This window comes from Flexivirga lutea (genome assembly GCF_054778955.1).
This window is the reverse complement of record NZ_BAAGZB010000004.1, coordinates 151,912-168,238: the sequence shown is the minus strand read 5'-3', so window position 1 is coordinate 168,238 and position 16,327 is coordinate 151,912. Positions and strand designations below refer to the sequence as shown.

Genomic DNA, 16,327 nt, shown 5'->3' with positions numbered 1-16,327 from the left:
CGATTGCACCTCATTATCGGTGAATTCCCGGACTTTGTGGTGCATAGCCGGGCTGCGCGCCGTACCCGGCGGTCGGCGTGCAGCGCGCCGAGCGCATGATGGAAGCAGGCTGATAGCCGCGCTCTTCGCGGCGGGACGGAGGTCACATGTGTCGGTTGCTCGGTTGGTCGTCCGACCACCCGGTGACGGTCGCGGAGGTGCTCGGCGCACCCGCCCTGGACCGGTTGCGCGAGCTGGCGGCGGTGCACGCGCACGGTTGCGGGATGGCCTGGTATGCCGAGGGTGACGACCGGTTGCACGCCCATCGCTCGACGCTGGCCGCCGGTGACGACGGCGACTTCCGTCGCTTCGTCCACGAGACTCCGACCCGCCGCGGCCTCCTGCACCTGCGCTTGGCGACTCCTGGTCTCGGCCTGGAGGTGACCGACACCCACCCGTTCGTCGCCGGCCGGACGGCATTCGCGCACAACGGCGCGATCTTCCCGCAGGAGCGGATCGATCTGCTGCTGCCGACGGGGGCGGCCGAGCCGCAGGGCAGCACCGACAGCGAGCGCTACTTCGCCCGGCTGCGGGACAACATCGGTCACAAGCAGGGTGGCGCGGCCGTGGCCCGCGCCGCGGGACGCGTGCTGTCCCGGATGCGCTGGCACGGCATGTCGGCCAGCAGCCTCAACGCCGTGCTGTTGACGCCTCGCGAACTGCACCTGATCAGCCTGCACGACCCGGAGGCCGAGCCCGGCGATGTGCAGGTGTGGCCGGACGACGACACCACCCACCCGCCGTACCTGGACCTGAGCCTGCTGCAACGCGACGGGCTGAGCGTGGTCGCCTCCAGCGGCATTCTGCGCGAGGAGGTCGGTGCGACGCGTGTCGACGCCGCGTCGGTGGTCACGCTGAACGACCGCGGGGGAGTCGCGCGCGTCAGTCACATCACCGAGCGCATCACCGCACCGTTGCGGCGCAGCGCCTGACCGGCCACCGCAATGGGCAGAATCACCAGCAGACACAAAGTCGTGCGCATCGACCTCGATCGCGGCGTGACGACCCGGGCGGAGGTCGCGGCGGTCGAGGAACCACTGGAGATCCGGGTCGACGACGAGGTGCTGACGGTCACCATGCGCACACCGGGACACGACGTGGAGTTGGCCCACGGCCTGCTGCAGGCCGAGGGCATCATCCGGCGCCGCGAGGACGTGCTCATCGCTCGCTACTGCGCCGACACGGAGCTGATGAACGTCCTGCAGTTGCAGCTGCGGGACCGTGCAGGCGTGCCGGCCACCGCTCAACGCAGCCTGATCTCACACGGCGGATGCGGTCTGTGCGGAAAGACCAGCATCGACGCCGTCACGGCGTCACCGGCGTATGACGCGGCAGCCGCCGTCTCCTCCCTGCGCGTGCCCGCCGAACGCATCGCCGCGCTGCCGGACCTGCTGCGTGCCGGACAAACCGTGTTCGACAAGACCGGCGGGGTGCACGCCGCCGGCCTGTTCGAGCTGCAGGGCGACGCACTGGTCATTCGCGAGGACATCGGGCGGCACAACGCGGTGGACAAGATCACCGGCTGGGCGCTGCTGCAGGAGCGGGCGACCACCGAGACCATCGCGATGGTGTCGTCGCGGGCGTCGTTCGAGATCGTGCAGAAGGTTGCGACGGCCGGCATACCGGTGCTGGCGTGCGTGTCGGCGCCGTCCAGCCTGGCCATCGAGGCCGCCGAACGGCTCGGGGTGACCCTGGTGGCCTACACGCGGGGGCGCCGAATGACCGTGTGCAGCCACTCGGAGCGCATTATCCCGCCGTGACCTGCCCGACCCTCGGGGAGGCGTCCCGGCGAACGCCGCCGCACCACTTAGCCTTGTCCCGTGACTGACCCGACGACTGACGCGTTGCCGCTGCATCGGCAGATCTGGACGGTGCCCAACCTGCTGTCCATCGGGCGACTCATCGGTGTGCCGGTCTTCCTGTGGCTGATGTTCGCCGACCATCGTCTGTGGGCGCTCTGGGTGCTGGTGGTGTCCGGAGTGACCGACTACCTGGACGGCAAGATCGCCCGCAGGTACGGCCTCGTCACGCGGCTGGGCCAATTGCTCGACCCGGCCGCGGACCGCCTCTACATCCTGTCCACGATCATCGCGCTCGCCTGGAAGGACATCATCCCGTGGTGGCTCGTGGCGGTCCTGCTGCTGCGTGAGCTGATGGTCTTCGGGCTGGGCCCGACCCTGCGCCGGCACCGGCTGCCCATCCCGCCGGTGCACTTCATCGGCAAGGCGGCCACCTTCTGCCTCATCTACGGCTTCCCGCTGGTGCTGCTCGGCAGCCTCGACAACGCCTGGGGTGACGTCGCCCGGCCGATCGGCTGGTCGTTCGTGTGGTGGGGCACGGTGCTCTACTGGCTGGCCGGCGTGATGTATGTCGGGCAGGTCCGTGGCATGGTGCAGCGGGCTTCGGTCGCTCCATGACGGCCGAGCGAGAGCACCCGGGCAACGCCGAGGGCGACCCGGGCGGCACGGGGCAGAAGCCGACCGGCCGGGGCGACCCGGCGCGGTCCATGTCGCTGATCAACGACCTGATGCGGGCGCCACTGGACCCCGGCTACGAGGCCGCGGCGCGCAAGCGTCGGGCGGAGGGCAAGCCGGCCTCGACGGGATTGCGGTCGCCGTTGCTGATCGTCACGCTGGTGGTCATCGGCCTGTGCCTGGCCGTTGCGGCCCATGCGCTGCGCGTGCCGCAGGCCGCGTCGGAGAAGCGCCGGTCCGAGCTGATCAGCAGCATCAAGGAGCGGCAGGACACGATCGACGCGGACAGTCGCACGATCAACACCACCCAACAGCAGATCAACGAACTGCAGGCCACCGCACTGCAACGGCAGCACGACACCTCCCTGGCGGACCGGCTCAAGGCGCTCGAACTGACGACCGGCACGTCGGCCGCCCACGGACCCGGGCTCGTGCTCACCCTCAACGACGCACCGGACGCCGGCACCGACGCGCAGGGCAATCCGCGCACCGACAGCTCCGACACCGGACGCATCACCTCGACGGACCTGCAGATCATCGTCAACGGACTGTGGACCGCGGGCGCCGAAGCCATCTCGATCAACGGCCAGCGGCTGACCAGTCAGACGGCCATCCGCTTCGCCGGCGAGGCGATCCTGGTCAACTTCCGTGCGCTGCAACCGCCCTATGACGTCACGGTGATCGGCGGCCCGAAGGTCGCCGACAACTTCCGCAGCAACTCCGGTGGCGCCTACCTGCGCGAACTCGTCGGCACCTACGGCATCCGGGAGAATCTCAGCACGAAGGACTCCGTGTCCGTTCCGGCGGCGGCCGTGGCGTCGCTGAGCCACGCACACGCACCCACCACCGCGACGCCCACGTCGCGCGAAGGAGGATCATGATCCCGGCCATCGGGCTGGTCGTCGGTCTCGTCGTCGGCATCGTCCTGCACCCCGACGTCCCGCTGTCCCTGCAGCCCTATCTGCCCATCGCGGTGATCGCCGCGCTCGACGCCGTGTTCGGCGCCGTCCGCTCGGTGCTGGACGGGATCTTCGACGACAAGGTGTTCGTCGTCTCGTTCCTGTCCAACGTGGTGGTCGCGGCGCTGATCGTCTATCTGGGCGATCAACTCGGCGTGGGTTCGCAGCTGTCCACCGGTGTGGTGGTGGTCCTCGGTGTCCGCATCTTCAGCAACGTCGCGGCCATCCGCCGCCACCTGTTCCATGCCTGAATTTCCCGAGAACGAGAACGTTCGCACCGGCTGGTCGCGCCTGTGGCGCGCGGCCCGGCCGCGGCTGACCCGTGCCAACGGCTACATCACCGTCCTGGCGGCACTGCTCGGGTTCGCCATGGTGGCGCAGGTCCACGAGACGCGCACCTCCGGTTTGGAGAACCTGCGTCAGGAGGACCTCGTGGCCCTCCTCGACGGCGTCAACCAGCAGTCGCTGAAGCTGAGCAAGGAGGCAGACCGGCTGACCCGGACCAAGTCCCAGCTGGAGAGCTCGGGCGGCGACGAAGCGGCGCTGCAGGCCGCGACCGACCGGCTCAAGACCCTCGGCATCCTGGCCGGCACGCTGCCGGCGACCGGTCCCGGCATCCGGATCACCATCGCCGACCCCAAGAAGGTCGTGCGACCCAGCGACATCCTCAACGCGGTGGAAGAACTGCGCGACGCCGGAGCGGAGGCGATCCAGCTCGGACCGGTACGCATCGTCGCCGACAGCTACTTCGCCACCGCCGCCGACGGCCGGCTGGTCGCCGACGGCACCCCGGTCGACCCGCCATACGTGATCACCGCGATCGGCGATCCGCACACGATGTCGACGGCGATGGCGATTCCCGGCGGCGTGGTCGACGCGCTCAAACAGCTGGGAGCGACCCCGACGGTGAAGTCCGCGACACGGGTTGAGGTGACTGCGTTGCGGCCCGCGAGCACGCCTCGTTACGCTCAGCCCAGTACGTCGTGACCGGGCAGCTACTCACCCGGCTCGAGCCGAGCACCATGCCGAACCGGAGCTGCTCCGGTTCCCGATCCGATTCGCGTTCAAGGAGACTCATGAGCGACCTCGAATACCCCGCCGACCTGCGTTACACCGCCGACCACGAGTGGGTGAAGGAGCAGGGCGAGGGCGTGGTGCGGATCGGCATCTCGGCGTTCGCCCAGGACGCGCTCGGTGACGTGGTCTACGTCAGCCTGCCCACGGTGGGCGACACCGTGGCAGCCGGCGACGCCTGCGGCGAGGTCGAGTCGACCAAGTCGGTCAGCGACCTCTACTCGCCGCTGGCCGGCGAGGTGACCGCGATCAACGAGCAGCTCGACGCCACGCCCGAGCTGGTCAACACCGACCCCTATGGGGAGGGCTGGATGTACGAGCTGAAGCTGGCGGACGCCGCCGCGGTCGGCGGCCTGCAGGACGTGGAAGCGTACAAAGCGTCGCTCGACTGAGGCGTACGATCGACACTTCCACCCTTCCGCCGATCCCGAGGTTGATTCGATGACCAACGACGACAGCGACTTCGCGCAGGGCGATGCCGGGCGGCGTGAGGCCCCGGCGCAGCCGCCCCGCGAGGCTGCGGGCGACGCCACCGCGCGATTCTCCGCCGCCCCGGCGGAGGACACCGTCGCGGAGCGACCCAGCAGCACCGAGGTCCGGTTGTCCTCCTCCGACCAGGCGACGATCGACGCGCTCCGGCCGGGCACCGCACTGCTGCTCGCGCTGCGCGGCCCCAACTCCGGCGCCCGGTTCCTGCTGGACGACAACGAGGTGAGTGTCGGCCGACACCCGAGCAGCGACATCTTCCTGGACGACGTGACGGTCTCCCGTCGGCACGCGGTCTTCCGCCGCACCGACAACGGCTACGCCGTCACCGACATCGGCTCGCTCAACGGCACCTACGTCAACTCCCAGATCGTCGACTCGCACGATCTGACGACCGGCGACGAGGTCATGATCGGCAAATATCGTCTCGTCTTCTACGGCGCACCGACGTCGTGACCGAACGGTCGCCCGGCCTGTCGATCGGCGCGGTGCTGACCCGGTTGCAGGAAGAATTCCCCGACCTCACCCTCTCGAAGGTGCGGTTCCTCGATGCGCAGGGCCTCGTGTCACCCGAGCGTGCCGCGTCCGGTTACCGCCGGTATGCCGAGCGCGACGTGGACCGGCTGAGGTTCGTGCTGCGCTGTCAGCGCGACAAGTACTGGCCGTTGAAGGTCATCGCCGAGGCGCTGGACGCCTACGACCGCGGGCTGCGGCCCAGCGAGCACAGCGACGGGCCGCAGCCGCCGTCCGCGGAAACGGACCCGGCACTGGCCGCGGTGCACGGCGACACGGCCGCGGGGGAGCAGACGGTCCGGCTGACCCGTGCCGAGTTGCAGCGCGCGACCGGCCTGGACTCGCGTGCGCTGGCGGACCTGGAGTCCTTCGGCCTGGTGCATTCGGATGCGGACAGCCTCTACACCGGGCTGGATCTGCAGGTCGCCCACGCGGCCGCGTCGCTGTTGTCCTACGGCATCGAGGCGCGCCACCTGCGCCCCTTCCGGCTGGCCGCCGAGCGGGAGGTCGCACTGGTCCAGGGACTGACCGGCGCATCCCACGAGGTCGATGCCGAAGGACTCGTCCGCCAGTGTCTCGAGCTGCACCTCGCGCTGGTGCGCGCCGACCTCGCACGGGAGTAGCGTTGTCGCTGTGAAACAGGTCGATGTGATGGGTGTGCGGGTCGAGATGCCGACCAACAAGCCGATCCTGTTGCTGCGCGAACGGGACGGCGAGCGATACGTGCCGATCTGGATCGGTGCCCCGGAAGCGACGGCGATCGCCTACGCGCAACAGGGTGTCACCCCGCCACGGCCGTTGACGCACGACCTGCTGCTGGACGTGCTGACCGGGCTGGGTCACGAGTTGTCCAGCGTGATGATCACCCGGATGGAGGACGGCATCTTCTACGCCGAGCTGGTGATCGACGGCGACCAGCGGATCAGCGCGCGGTCGTCCGATGCGGTTGCTGTGGCGTTGCGCGCCCAGGTGCCGGTCTTCGTCGACGAGGACGTGCTGGCCGAGGCCGGCGTCGACGTCCCGGTCGAGGAGGAAGACGAGGTCGAGCGCTTCCGCGAGTTCCTGGACAACGTGTCCGCCGAGGACTTCGAGGTCGGCGACGAGGGTTCGGAGGAATCATGACCCCGACTCGCAACCTTCACTTGAAGGTGAGGGACAGAAACGCGATCGCGACACGCGCCGCGGTCGTTGCGTCCACGCATGCCGGGCCATACGTTGGCGGAGCATCACGCGCGAGTTCGAGCAACCCAGCACGAGCCTCGCGGCGCATGCTGGAAATCGTTGGAGGATGTCGTGGTCAGCAAGGGTGAAGCACGTAGCGCGGTGTCGAGCGCGCCCGCTCCGATGCAGGAAGCGCTGTTCACGCACGACCTGCCCGAGGAGATGACCGACCAGGTCGGTTACCGCGGTCCGGCGGTGTGCCGCGCGGCCGGCGTCACCTATCGGCAGCTGGACTACTGGGCACGCACCGGGCTGCTGGAGCCGTCGGTGCGCAATCCGACCGGGTCGGGCCATCAGCGCCTCTACAGCTTCCGCGACATCCTGGTCATCAAGGTCATCAAACGGCTGCTGGACACCGGCGTCTCGCTGCAGCAGATCCGTGTCGCGGTGACCGTCCTGCGCGAGCACGGCGTGTCCGAGCTGGCCGGCATCACCCTGATGTCGGACGGCGCGAGTGTCTACGAGTGCACGTCCGACGACCAGGTCATCGACCTGCTCCGCGGCGGACAGGGTGTCTTCGGCATCGCGCTCGGCTCGGTGTGGCGCGAGGTCGAAGGTTCGCTCTCGGAGCTGCCCGGCGAGCGCCCCGAGGACGAGGCGCCGGCGCCGCATCCCGGCGACGAGTTGCACGAGCGACGCAGCCGCCGCAACGCCGCCGGCTGACCCGGCAGCCACTGCCTCCGAAGACCCGCAGCGAGATGCTGCGGGTCTTCTCGTGCCATGGTGGTCGTCCAGGGCGACCGACGGGACCGGCCCGGATGTGCGCTCTGATAAATTGGGGTTTGCTGACGACACCGGGCGGGAGAGTTCCGCCATACCGGGTCGGACGCCGAAGGGGCAACCACCTCAGAACCTCTCAGGCGCCAGGACCGCCCGGCCGAGGCATCGCTGAAGGCACCGTCGGTGACGACAGTTGAGGACACTAACGTCATCGCACTACCCCGACCGAAGGTGCCGCCTCATGAGTGCTGTCGAGCTGCCCGACTTCCCGTCCCGCCACATCGGACCGACCGACGACGACATGTCGTCGATGCTCGGTCTGCTCGGTTACTCCACGATGGAGGATCTGCTCGCCACGGCGGTGCCCGGTGGCATCCGCGCCTCGGAGGCCCTCGCGGTTGACGCCGCCCCGTCCGAGCCGGCAGTGCTCGAGGAGTTGCGCGCCAAGGCGGACCGCAATCAGGTGCTCGCCCCGATGATCGGCCTGGGCTACTACGGCACGCACACTCCTGCAGTCGTGCGCCGCAACATCCTGGAGAACCCCGCCTGGTACACCGCCTACACGCCGTACCAGCCGGAGATCTCCCAGGGCCGATTGGAGGCGCTGCTCAACTTCCAGACGGTCATCTCCGACCTGACGGGTCTGCCGACCGCCGGTTCGTCGCTACTGGACGAGGCCACGGCGGTGGCCGAGGCGATGACGCTGATGCGGCGCGGGTCCAAAGCGGCCAAGGATGCTGTCCTGCTGCTGGACGCACAGCTGATGCCCCAGTCGATCGCGGTGGTGCAGACGCGCGCGACGGCGCTCGACATAGGCGTCGTGGTGGCCGACCTGCGTTCGGTCAACGACACCGAGGGGCTGCGTGCCGCGGCGGGGGAGCGCGACGTCTTCGGCGTCGTGGTCCAGTACCCCGGTGCGGACGGCGTCATCCATGACTGGCGGGCGCTGGCCGAGGCGGCGCACGAGGTCAAGGCACTGGTGACGGTCGCGGCGGACCTGCTCGCGCTGACCCTGCTCACCTCGCCGGCCGAGCTCGGCGCGGACGTCGCGGTGGGCACCAGTCAGCGGTTCGGTGTCCCGATGGGCTTCGGCGGCCCGCACGCCGGTTACATGAGTGTCCGCACGGGCCTGGAGCGCACCATGCCGGGCAGGCTGGTGGGCGTGAGCGTCGACGCGGACGGCGCTCCGGCATACCGCCTGGCACTGCAGACCCGCGAGCAGCACATCCGCCGCGAGAAGGCCACCTCCAACATCTGCACCGCACAGGTCCTGCTGGCCGTGATGGCCTCGATGTATGCCGTGTGGCATGGCCCGGACGGCCTGCGCGACATCGCCCGCGCGGTGCACGGCAAGGCCGTCGGCCTCGCCGAAGCACTGCGCGGCGGCGGTGTCGAGCTGATCAGTGACAGCTTCTTCGACACGGTCACCGCCGTCGTCCCCGGCCGCGCCGACTCGGTGGTCGAGGCCGCGCTGCAGCGCGGCATCAACGTCTGGCGCGTCGACAGCGACCACGTGTCGGTCAGCGTCGACGAGACGACGACCGACGAGCAGCTGGCGGCCGTGGCCGCGGCATTCGGCGTCAACGCCCCGGTGCCGTCGGACGGCGGGCTGAGCTGGGACCAGAGCCTGGTGCGCACCGACGAGATCCTGACCCACCCGGTGTTCAGCGCCCACCACAGCGAGACCGCGATGCTGCGCTACCTGCGCGCGTTGGCCGACCGGGACTACGCCCTGGACCGCGGCATGATCCCGCTCGGATCGTGCACCATGAAGCTCAACGCCACCACCGAGATGGAGTCGATCACCTGGCCGGAGTTCGCGAACCTGCACCCGTTCGCGCCGTCCGCTCAGACCGAGGGCATCCGCGAGCTGATCACCGACCTCGAGCAGTGGCTGTGCGAGATCACCGGTTACGACTCGGTGTCGCTGCAGCCGAACGCCGGTTCGCAGGGCGAGCTCGCCGGGTTGCTGGCGATCCGCGGCTACCACGAGTCGCGCGGTGAGTCGGCGCGCAACGTGTGCCTCATCCCGGCATCGGCGCACGGCACCAATGCCGCGTCCGCGGTGATGGCGGGGATGAAGGTCGTCGTCGTCAAGACCGCCCCGACCGGCGAGATCGACATGGACGACCTGAAGGGCAAGCTGAAGGAGCACGGCGAGGACCTGGCGGCCATCATGGTCACCTACCCGTCGACCCACGGCGTCTTCGAGGACACCATCTCCGAGCTGTGCTCGCTGGTGCACGAGGCAGGCGGCCAGGTCTACGTCGACGGCGCCAACCTCAACGCGCTGATCGGGCTGGCCCGGCCGGGCAAGTTCGGCGGCGACGTGTCGCACCTCAACCTGCACAAGACCTTCTGCATCCCGCACGGTGGCGGCGGTCCGGGCGTCGGCCCGATCGGTGTCCGCGAGCACCTGACGCCCTACCTGCCCTCGCACCCGTTCGCGGAGGAACTCACCGGGGAAACCGGGCCGGTGTCGGCCGCGCCATACGGCTCGGCGTCGATCCTGCCGATCTCCTGGGCCTATGTGCGTCTGATGGGCGGTGCGGGCCTGGCCAAGGCGACCCAGGCGGCCATCCTGTCGGCCAATTACGTCGCCAAGCGGCTCGGCGCGCACTACCCGGTGCTGTATGCCGGCGAGGGCGGACTGGTCGCGCACGAGTGCATCCTGGACCTGCGCGGCCTGACCAAGGAGTCGGGCGTGACCGTCGACGACGTCGCCAAGCGTCTGATCGACTACGGCTTCCACGCGCCGACGATGTCCTTCCCGGTGGCCGGCACACTGATGGTCGAGCCGACCGAGAGCGAGTCGCTGGAGGAGCTGGACCGTTTCTGCGACGCGATGATCGCCATCCGCGCCGAGATCCAGCAGGTCATGGACGGCAACGTCACGGCCGAGGAGTCGGTGCTGCGGCACGCCCCGCACACCGCGCTGTCACTGGCTGCGGACGATTGGACGCACCCCTACTCGCGCCGCGAGGCGGCATACCCCCACGGAGTGGACCCGCTGCGGAAGTACTGGGCACCCGTACGTCGCATCGACGGTGCCTACGGTGACCGCAACCTGATCTGCTCGTGCCCGGCGCCGGAGGCGTTCGAGGACTGAGGAGTTCCTGGTCCGTCGTCGGAGCGGTGCCACGGGGCTGCCCGCCCGGTGGCACCGCAGGAGTGGCAGCCGGCTCAGTCCGGCCGGGCCGTCGTCAGACAGAACGGGTGCCCGGCCGGGTCGAGGAGGACGCGGAAGAGGTGAGGGGCCGGCTGATCCGATGCCTGGACCGCTCCGAGGGCCTCGGCCTCCGACACGGAGACGACCAGCTCGTCGACCGCGATGTCCAGGTGCGCGATCGCCGGACCGTGGGGATCCGGCCAGATCGGGCGCCGGTAGTCGTCAACCCGCATGGCGGTGAGGAACACGTCGCCGACGGCCACCGCGACGACGGAGCCGTCCGGAGCCCGGAAGGCCTCGCGTCCACCGAGCAGCCGCCGATAGAAGTCGGCCAACGCGGGTGCGTCCGGACACTGGAGGGAGAAGGAGGCGAGCGCGCCGACCCGGCCGGTGATGTCATCCGTCATGGGAGCAGCCTCGCAGAGGACTCCGACAGCCCCACGGCCTGTCCCGGTCAGTCCGGCTCCGACCAGCCCGTCAGCCGCCAGCCGTCCCCGCGCAACTCGGTCTCGGCGAATGCGCAATTGGCGAAAACCTTTGGCTTGACACCCGATGCGAAGGTCAGCAGGTTGCGGACGGCGAGAGTGAGTATGCCGCCGTGCGCGATGACCAGCACGGTCTCGCCGGGGTGGGCGTCGGCGATGTCGCCCAGCACCGTGTTGGCCCGCGCGACGACTTCGTCGCCCGTCTCACCGCCCGGCACCCGCAGCGACAGGTCGTCGTCGAGCCAGCGCCGGAAGGTCTCGGCGAAGGGATCGGTGTCGCGTGCGACGCCGTAGTGGTCGCCGACCGCGAACTCCTGCAGCCCGGTGCGGGTGGTCACGTCGACACCGAGCCGTGCGGCCGCGATCTCGGCGGTCTGGACCGCCCGGGCCATCGTGCTGCTGTAGACGTGGACGACGCGTCGGCCGTGCAACCGGTCGGCGAGCGCTGCGGCCTGCGCCCGGCCGTCCCGGGTCAGCGAGCCGCCTTCGCCGGACCAGGTCGTGCTCTCGTATGCCGCCTCGCCGTGTCGCGCGAGCAACACGGTCGCGGGGCAGTGCAGCATCGTCATGTCAACGTCACCTCAACGAGCTGCCACCGGCGCGCCGGCGCGGACAGCGCTGAGGTAGTTGGCGATCCGGCCGATGGCTTCGGTGAGGACCTCCACGTCCGGCAGGGTCACCAGCCGGAAGTGGTCCGGCTCGGACCAGTTGAAGCCGGTGCCGTGGGTCACCAGGATCTTCTCCGCTCGCAGCAGATCGATGACGAACTGCTGGTCGTCCTCGATCGGGTAGACCGCCGGGTCGAGGCGGGGGAAGCAGTAGAGCGCGCCGCGGGGCTTGACGCAGCTGACCCCGGGGATCTCGTTGAGCAATCGCCACGCGGTCATGGACTGTTCGTAGAACCGCCCGCCGGGGCCGATGAGCTCGTTGATCGACTGGTAGCCGCCGAGCGCGGTCTGGATCGCGTGCTGACCCGGCACGTTGGCGCACATGCGCATGTTGGCCAGCAGGGTGAGGCCCTCCAGGAAATCGGCCGCGAGGTGCTTGGGTCCGGACACCATCAGCCACCCGGCGCGGTAGCCGCAGGCGCGGTAGGCCTTGGACAGGCCGCTGAAGGTCAGGCACAGCACGTCGTCACCGGCGAAGGTCGCGGCGTGGTGATGCACGGCGTCCTCGAAGAGGATCTTTTCGTAGATCTCGTCGACCATCAGCACCAGATCGTGCCGTCGGGCGATGTCGACCAGCCCCCGAACGGTGTCCTCGGAGTAGACGGCGCCGGTGGGATTGTTGGGGTTGATCACCACCAGAGCGTGGGTGTCGGCGGTGACCTTGGCCTCGATGTCGGCCAGGTCGGGGTTCCAGTCGTTCTCCTCGTCGCATCGGTAGTGCACCGGGGTGCCACCGGCGAGTGACACCGCGCCGGTCCAGAGCGGATAGTCCGGTGCTGGCACCAGGATCTGGTTGCCGTCGTCGACGAAGGCCTGCAGCACCATGCTGATCAGCTCCGAGACGCCGTTGCCGATGAAGACGTCCTCGACGGTGGTGTCGGTCAATCCGTGCGACTGGTAGTAGTGGGCCACGGCGGTCCGTGCCGAGTAGATCCCGCGGCTGTCGCTGTAGCCCTGGGACTGCGGCAGGTTGTGGATCATGTCGCGCAGCACGGCGTCCGGCGCCTCGAACCCGAACGGTGCGGTGTTGCCGATGTTGAGCTTCAGGATGCGGTGACCCTGAGCCTCCAGCTTCTCGGCCTCCACCAGGATCGGTCCGCGCACGTCATACCGGACGTCCTGGAGCTTCTTGGACTGTTTGATGGGCCGCACCACGCCAGTTTCCCACGGGAAGGAGCACATCGGTGGCCGTGTCCGCGGCGTGGCCCGGTGTCACGCCACCGCGTCGGTGTGGACCTGCAACGTCGAGCCGTGCGCGGTTTTGCGGACCCGGATCTGAGCGGGTATGCGGGTGCGGAGTTCGGCGACGTGGCTGACGATGCCGACGGTGCGGCCACCAGCGCGCAGACCGTCCAGAACGTCCAGCACCTGCTCGAGGCTGTCCTCGTCGAGGGAGCCGAACCCCTCGTCCACCAGCAGCGTCTCGAGCCGGCGCCCGCCGGCCGCCTCCAGGACGGCGTCGCCGAGCCCGAGCGCGAGGGCCAGGGACGCGATGAACGACTCACCTCCGGACAGCGTCGCCGTGTCACGAGTGGTGCCGGTCCAGGCATCACGCACGCGCAGGCCGAGCCCGCTCTTGCTGCCGTGCGCAGCGCGCTCGTCGGTGTGCTCCAGCTGGTAACGGCCACCGGTCATCGCCTGCAGTCGCTCGTTGGCCAGCGCGGTCACCGACTCCAGCCGGGCGGCCAGCACGTATGCCGTCAGCCGCATGCGCATCGTGTTGTCCCCGGAGCCGGTCACCGCCGTGGCGACCGAGGTGGCCACCGACAACTCCTCCTGCAGCGTGGCGTGCTCTGCGTCGTGGGCAGCGAGTTCGGCACCGATGCGCTGCAGGGTGGTGAGGGCGCGGCGCACCTCTGCGACGGCATCGCGGGTGTGCCGAGCGGTCCGCTCGGCAACGGCCAGTTCTGCGGCGACGGTCTCGCAGTCGGCAGGGGGAGCAGCGACTGCCGCAGCGACCTCCGGTTGTTCGAGGACCCCGGTGGCGCGTTCCTCGTCGGAGCGAGCCCGCTCGAGCATGGCCTGCACCTGCCGGACGTCGTGCTCGTCGAGCCGTGCCGCCGCCGCGGCGGCCTGGTCCGCGAAACCGGTGTGCTCCAGCACGGCGTCGAGCTCCTGGCGCGCCGTGGCGAGCTCGGCGGCCGCAGCGCGTTGTGCTGCTGCGGCGGCCACCAACCGGTCGAGCAGCGCGACGCACTCCCGGTGGGTCGCGACCGGATCGGTCGTCGCGTCGAGGTCCTGGGCTCCCGGCGCGCAGCCGCAGACGTCGTCGTGCTCGCGGCCCATCTGCCTCGTGCGTGTGTCCAGGGCCGCTCGTTGCTCCTGCAGCGCCTCGACACGTGCCGAGGCCAGCTGCACAGCCTCCTCTGCGGTGCGAACCGCATCCCGAGCAGCGTGCCACTCGGCGTCGAACGCCGCGAGCTGATCGTCGACCACCTGCAGTTGCCGGACCGCAGACTGGGCGGCGGCCGCGCGGTCGGCGATCTCGTGGCGACCAGGCGTCAACGAACCGGCGAGTTCGACCAGCGCCGCCGACAACGCCTCGGAGGCGACCTTCGCTTCGTCGGTCGCCATCGCCGCGTCACCGAAGCCGTCGAGCGCCGCCGCGGCCCGAGCATGTGCACTCTCGGTCGCAGCGCGCAGCTCGGTGCGCAACTGCAGCACCCGCTGCCGGTCCGCGCCGACCTCGTCGAGCGGCTCCGCGTCGGTCGCGGCCAGGATGCCGATCGCCTCCAGCGCCGCCCGGCTGGAACTGTGTGCGCGCCCGACGGTGGTGGACCAGGCACTGCCCGCGCGTTCGGCGGCGGTCAGTGCGGTCCCGGCCGCGTGTTCCGCAGCTGCGACCTGCTCGGCGTCGACATGACCATCGGCGCGGCGAGCGAGTCGGGGGTGGTCGGCCGAGCCGCACACGGGGCACGGGTCCCCGTGGCCCAGGTCGGCGGCCAGTTCGGCGGCGATGCCGTCGACGCGTGCGGTCCGCAGGCGGAGCACCTCGCGCTCGGCCGCGGCCCAGCGCCGCTGGGTCTGTCGGTGGCGATCACCGGCGGCGATCGCGGCGTCCACGTCGCTCGTCGCAGCGTCGAGCGCCTGGCACGCGAGATCGACCTCGCGGTGCAGGCGATCCCAGTGCGGGTGCGCAGTTGCCGCCGCTTGCACGGCGGCGCGGCGTGCGTCGAGGTCCTCCAGCTGGCGTCCGGCCGCGGCCACGGCGGCGCGGCGACGGTCCACCTCCGCCGTGGCCTCCTCGACGGCGGTGCGGGTCGCTTCGAGCTGGCCGGCGACGTCGTCTTGGTGCCGGCGCAACTCGGCGTGGCCGGCCAGCGCGGCTCCGCCCGCTTCGGCCCGCTCGGCGAGCGGCACGAGCGCCGACTCCGACAGAGCGCTCTCGGCCGACGGCTCCGGCACACTCCAGGCCGCGCGCCGGACGAGCTCGTGGCGTCGGAAGTCGGCGTCCTGCCGGGCAGCATCGTGCGCTGCCCGGCGGCGGGTGAGCGCCACGATCGCCGGAGCGCACCGGTCTGCCCGCTCGGCCAGCTGCAGCCGATCACGTGCGGCGCGCACCCGAGGGCGTTCGGCGGCGACCCGGTCCATGGCCTGCTGGGCGGCCCGGGCCTGCCGCTGCAGACCGGCCAGGGTCTGCTCGGCCTGTAGCCGGCCGCGCCACCGGTCGACGTCGCCCGCCGCGGTATCCGCAGCGGCCAAGGCGGTCGTCAGCGCCTCGGAGAGCGTCGCCGTGAGCCGGTCGAGTCCGGCCGCGCTGCCGTCCCACGCTGTGTCGTGCGTGGCCGGCTCGTCCGTGCCGGTGACCTCCAGCTCGGTCACCTCCAGCTCGGTGATCGCTTCCGCCGCGCGAGCCAGCAAGGCCCCGCGATGGGCCTGCGCCTCGATCGCGCGTGCTTCCAACGCCTTGCGGTGTGCGGTGAGCCATTGCTCGAGGGCCGCGAAGTCGCTGATGTCGAACAGCCGCTCGAGCAACCGCCCGCGATCGTCGGGTTTGGCGCGCAGGAAGGCCGTGAACTCGCCCTGCGGGAGCAGCATGACCTGTGCGAACTGGGGCAGGCCCATGCCCAGCAGGTCACCGATCGTCTGGGCGACCTCGTCATGGCGAGTCCCCACCGTCTGCCAGGCGCCGTTGCGGCGCTCCTCGAGCGTCACACTCCCGCGCTGGGTGCGAGTGCCGGAGCCGCGCTTCTTGGGCACCTGGTGCTCGGGGGACCGCCGGACCCGCAGGCGGCGGTCACCCACACCGAACTCCAACTCGACCTCGGGTCGCACACCGGGATCGGCGTGGTCGCTGCGCAACGTGTCGCGTCCCTGCATCCGGCCGCCCGGCACGCCGCCGAACAGCGCGAAGCAGATGCCGTCCAGGATGCTGGTCTTGCCGGCGCCCGTCGGACCGTGGATGAGGTGCAGACCTGCGGCGGCCAGGTCGTCGAAGTCCACCCATTCGGTGCCGGCAAACGGCCCGAACGCCTGCAGCCGGAGTCGGTGCAGTCTCATGAGCCGGGCCCCTTCGAAC

General features: G+C 70.3%; 16 protein-coding genes and 1 riboswitch. Of the genes, 12 read left to right on the top strand and 4 right to left on the bottom strand.

The window, feature by feature from the left end; all coding sequences use genetic code 11:
* Positions 1-146: 146 nt before the first annotated feature.
* From ACYVBN_RS15575 to gcvP, 12 genes are all read left to right on the top strand, one after another.
* Positions 147-971 (top strand): class II glutamine amidotransferase, encoded by an 825-nt coding sequence (locus ACYVBN_RS15575; RefSeq protein ID WP_460601318.1) that lies wholly within the window; start codon positions 147-149, stop codon positions 969-971.
* Between the two features lie 12 nt (positions 972-983).
* Positions 984-1,799, top strand: a complete 816-nt coding sequence (fdhD, locus tag ACYVBN_RS15570) for a formate dehydrogenase accessory sulfurtransferase FdhD (RefSeq protein ID WP_460601317.1) — start codon at positions 984-986, stop codon at positions 1,797-1,799.
* Positions 1,800-1,859: 60 nt separating this feature from the next.
* Positions 1,860-2,456 (top strand): CDP-alcohol phosphatidyltransferase family protein, encoded by a 597-nt coding sequence (locus ACYVBN_RS15565; RefSeq protein WP_460601316.1) that lies wholly within the window; start codon positions 1,860-1,862, stop codon positions 2,454-2,456.
* Entirely contained in the window at positions 2,453-3,394 is a 942-nt protein-coding gene (locus ACYVBN_RS15560; RefSeq protein ID WP_460601315.1) for a DUF881 domain-containing protein, read from the top strand. Before ACYVBN_RS15565 ends, ACYVBN_RS15560 begins: the two co-directional genes overlap by 4 nt.
* On the top strand, positions 3,391-3,723 hold the full coding sequence (locus tag ACYVBN_RS15555) for a small basic family protein (protein WP_440281441.1): 333 nt from the start codon (positions 3,391-3,393) through the stop codon (positions 3,721-3,723). Before ACYVBN_RS15560 ends, ACYVBN_RS15555 begins: the two co-directional genes overlap by 4 nt.
* Entirely contained in the window at positions 3,716-4,459 is a 744-nt protein-coding gene (locus tag ACYVBN_RS15550; RefSeq protein WP_460601314.1) for a DUF881 domain-containing protein, read from the top strand. The genes ACYVBN_RS15555 and ACYVBN_RS15550 overlap by 8 nt, the downstream gene beginning before the upstream one ends.
* Positions 4,460-4,548: 89 nt before the next feature.
* Positions 4,549-4,938 carry a glycine cleavage system protein H gene (gene gcvH, locus ACYVBN_RS15545; protein WP_460601313.1) on the top strand — a complete coding sequence of 130 codons (390 nt, stop codon included), beginning with the start codon at positions 4,549-4,551 and terminating at the stop codon, positions 4,936-4,938.
* A gap of 49 nt (positions 4,939-4,987) precedes the next feature.
* A complete protein-coding gene (locus ACYVBN_RS15540; RefSeq protein WP_440281438.1) occupies positions 4,988-5,488 on the top strand; it encodes an FHA domain-containing protein in 501 nt (166 codons plus the stop codon).
* Positions 5,485-6,168: a transcriptional regulator FtsR gene (gene ftsR, locus ACYVBN_RS15535; RefSeq protein ID WP_440281437.1), complete on the top strand. Its 684-nt coding sequence runs from the start codon at positions 5,485-5,487 to the stop codon at positions 6,166-6,168. The genes ACYVBN_RS15540 and ftsR overlap by 4 nt, the downstream gene beginning before the upstream one ends.
* Before the next feature lie 10 nt (positions 6,169-6,178).
* Positions 6,179-6,667, top strand: a complete 489-nt coding sequence (locus ACYVBN_RS15530; RefSeq protein WP_460601312.1) for a bifunctional nuclease family protein — start codon at positions 6,179-6,181, stop codon at positions 6,665-6,667.
* 222 nt (positions 6,668-6,889) lie between these two features.
* Positions 6,890-7,429 (top strand): MerR family transcriptional regulator, encoded by a 540-nt coding sequence (locus tag ACYVBN_RS15525; RefSeq protein WP_440281447.1) that lies wholly within the window; start codon positions 6,890-6,892, stop codon positions 7,427-7,429.
* A 126-nt stretch (positions 7,430-7,555) separates the two neighbouring features.
* Positions 7,556-7,648, top strand: a riboswitch (glycine riboswitch).
* A 79-nt stretch (positions 7,649-7,727) separates the two neighbouring features.
* The gene (gene gcvP / locus ACYVBN_RS15520; protein WP_460601311.1) at positions 7,728-10,595 is read left to right on the top strand and encodes an aminomethyl-transferring glycine dehydrogenase; all 2,868 of its coding nucleotides are present in this window, start codon (positions 7,728-7,730) and stop codon (positions 10,593-10,595) included.
* Between the two features lie 74 nt (positions 10,596-10,669).
* On the opposite strand, the gene ACYVBN_RS15515 is transcribed toward gcvP, so the two are convergent.
* The 4 genes from ACYVBN_RS15515 to ACYVBN_RS15500 are packed head-to-tail and all read right to left on the bottom strand — an operon-like array spanning position 10,670 to position 16,308.
* A complete protein-coding gene (locus ACYVBN_RS15515) occupies positions 10,670-11,062 on the bottom strand; it encodes a VOC family protein (RefSeq protein ID WP_460601310.1) in 393 nt (130 codons plus the stop codon).
* A gap of 47 nt (positions 11,063-11,109) precedes the next feature.
* A complete protein-coding gene (locus ACYVBN_RS15510) occupies positions 11,110-11,709 on the bottom strand; it encodes a histidine phosphatase family protein (RefSeq protein ID WP_460601309.1) in 600 nt (199 codons plus the stop codon).
* Positions 11,710-11,721: 12 nt separating this feature from the next.
* Complete coding sequence (locus ACYVBN_RS15505; protein WP_460601308.1) at positions 11,722-12,960, bottom strand: pyridoxal phosphate-dependent aminotransferase; 1,239 nt, start codon at positions 12,958-12,960, stop codon at positions 11,722-11,724.
* A 60-nt stretch (positions 12,961-13,020) separates the two neighbouring features.
* Positions 13,021-16,308: an AAA family ATPase gene (locus ACYVBN_RS15500; protein WP_460601307.1), complete on the bottom strand. Its 3,288-nt coding sequence runs from the start codon at positions 16,306-16,308 to the stop codon at positions 13,021-13,023.
* Positions 16,309-16,327 lie beyond the last annotated feature (19 nt).

What these genes read in the sequence shown, in the direction of transcription:
- ACYVBN_RS15575 (WP_460601318.1), top strand. Translation starts at nt 147, where the DNA reads ATGTGTCGGTTGCTCGGTTGGTCGTCCGACCACCCGGTGACGGTCGCG.
- fdhD (WP_460601317.1), top strand. Translation starts at nt 984, where the DNA reads ATGGGCAGAATCACCAGCAGACACAAAGTCGTGCGCATCGACCTCGAT.
- ACYVBN_RS15560 (WP_460601315.1), top strand. Translation starts at nt 2,453, where the DNA reads ATGACGGCCGAGCGAGAGCACCCGGGCAACGCCGAGGGCGACCCGGGC.
- ACYVBN_RS15555 (WP_440281441.1), top strand. Translation starts at nt 3,391, where the DNA reads ATGATCCCGGCCATCGGGCTGGTCGTCGGTCTCGTCGTCGGCATCGTC.
- ACYVBN_RS15550 (WP_460601314.1), top strand. Translation starts at nt 3,716, where the DNA reads ATGCCTGAATTTCCCGAGAACGAGAACGTTCGCACCGGCTGGTCGCGC.
- gcvH (WP_460601313.1), top strand. Translation starts at nt 4,549, where the DNA reads ATGAGCGACCTCGAATACCCCGCCGACCTGCGTTACACCGCCGACCAC.
- ACYVBN_RS15540 (WP_440281438.1), top strand. Translation starts at nt 4,988, where the DNA reads ATGACCAACGACGACAGCGACTTCGCGCAGGGCGATGCCGGGCGGCGT.
- ACYVBN_RS15525 (WP_440281447.1), top strand. Translation starts at nt 6,890, where the DNA reads ATGCAGGAAGCGCTGTTCACGCACGACCTGCCCGAGGAGATGACCGAC.
- gcvP (WP_460601311.1), top strand. Translation starts at nt 7,728, where the DNA reads ATGAGTGCTGTCGAGCTGCCCGACTTCCCGTCCCGCCACATCGGACCG.
- ACYVBN_RS15515 (WP_460601310.1), bottom strand. Translation starts at nt 11,062, where the DNA reads ATGACGGATGACATCACCGGCCGGGTCGGCGCGCTCGCCTCCTTCTCC.
- ACYVBN_RS15510 (WP_460601309.1), bottom strand. Translation starts at nt 11,709, where the DNA reads ATGACGATGCTGCACTGCCCCGCGACCGTGTTGCTCGCGCGACACGGC.
- ACYVBN_RS15500 (WP_460601307.1), bottom strand. Translation starts at nt 16,308, where the DNA reads ATGAGACTGCACCGACTCCGGCTGCAGGCGTTCGGGCCGTTTGCCGGC.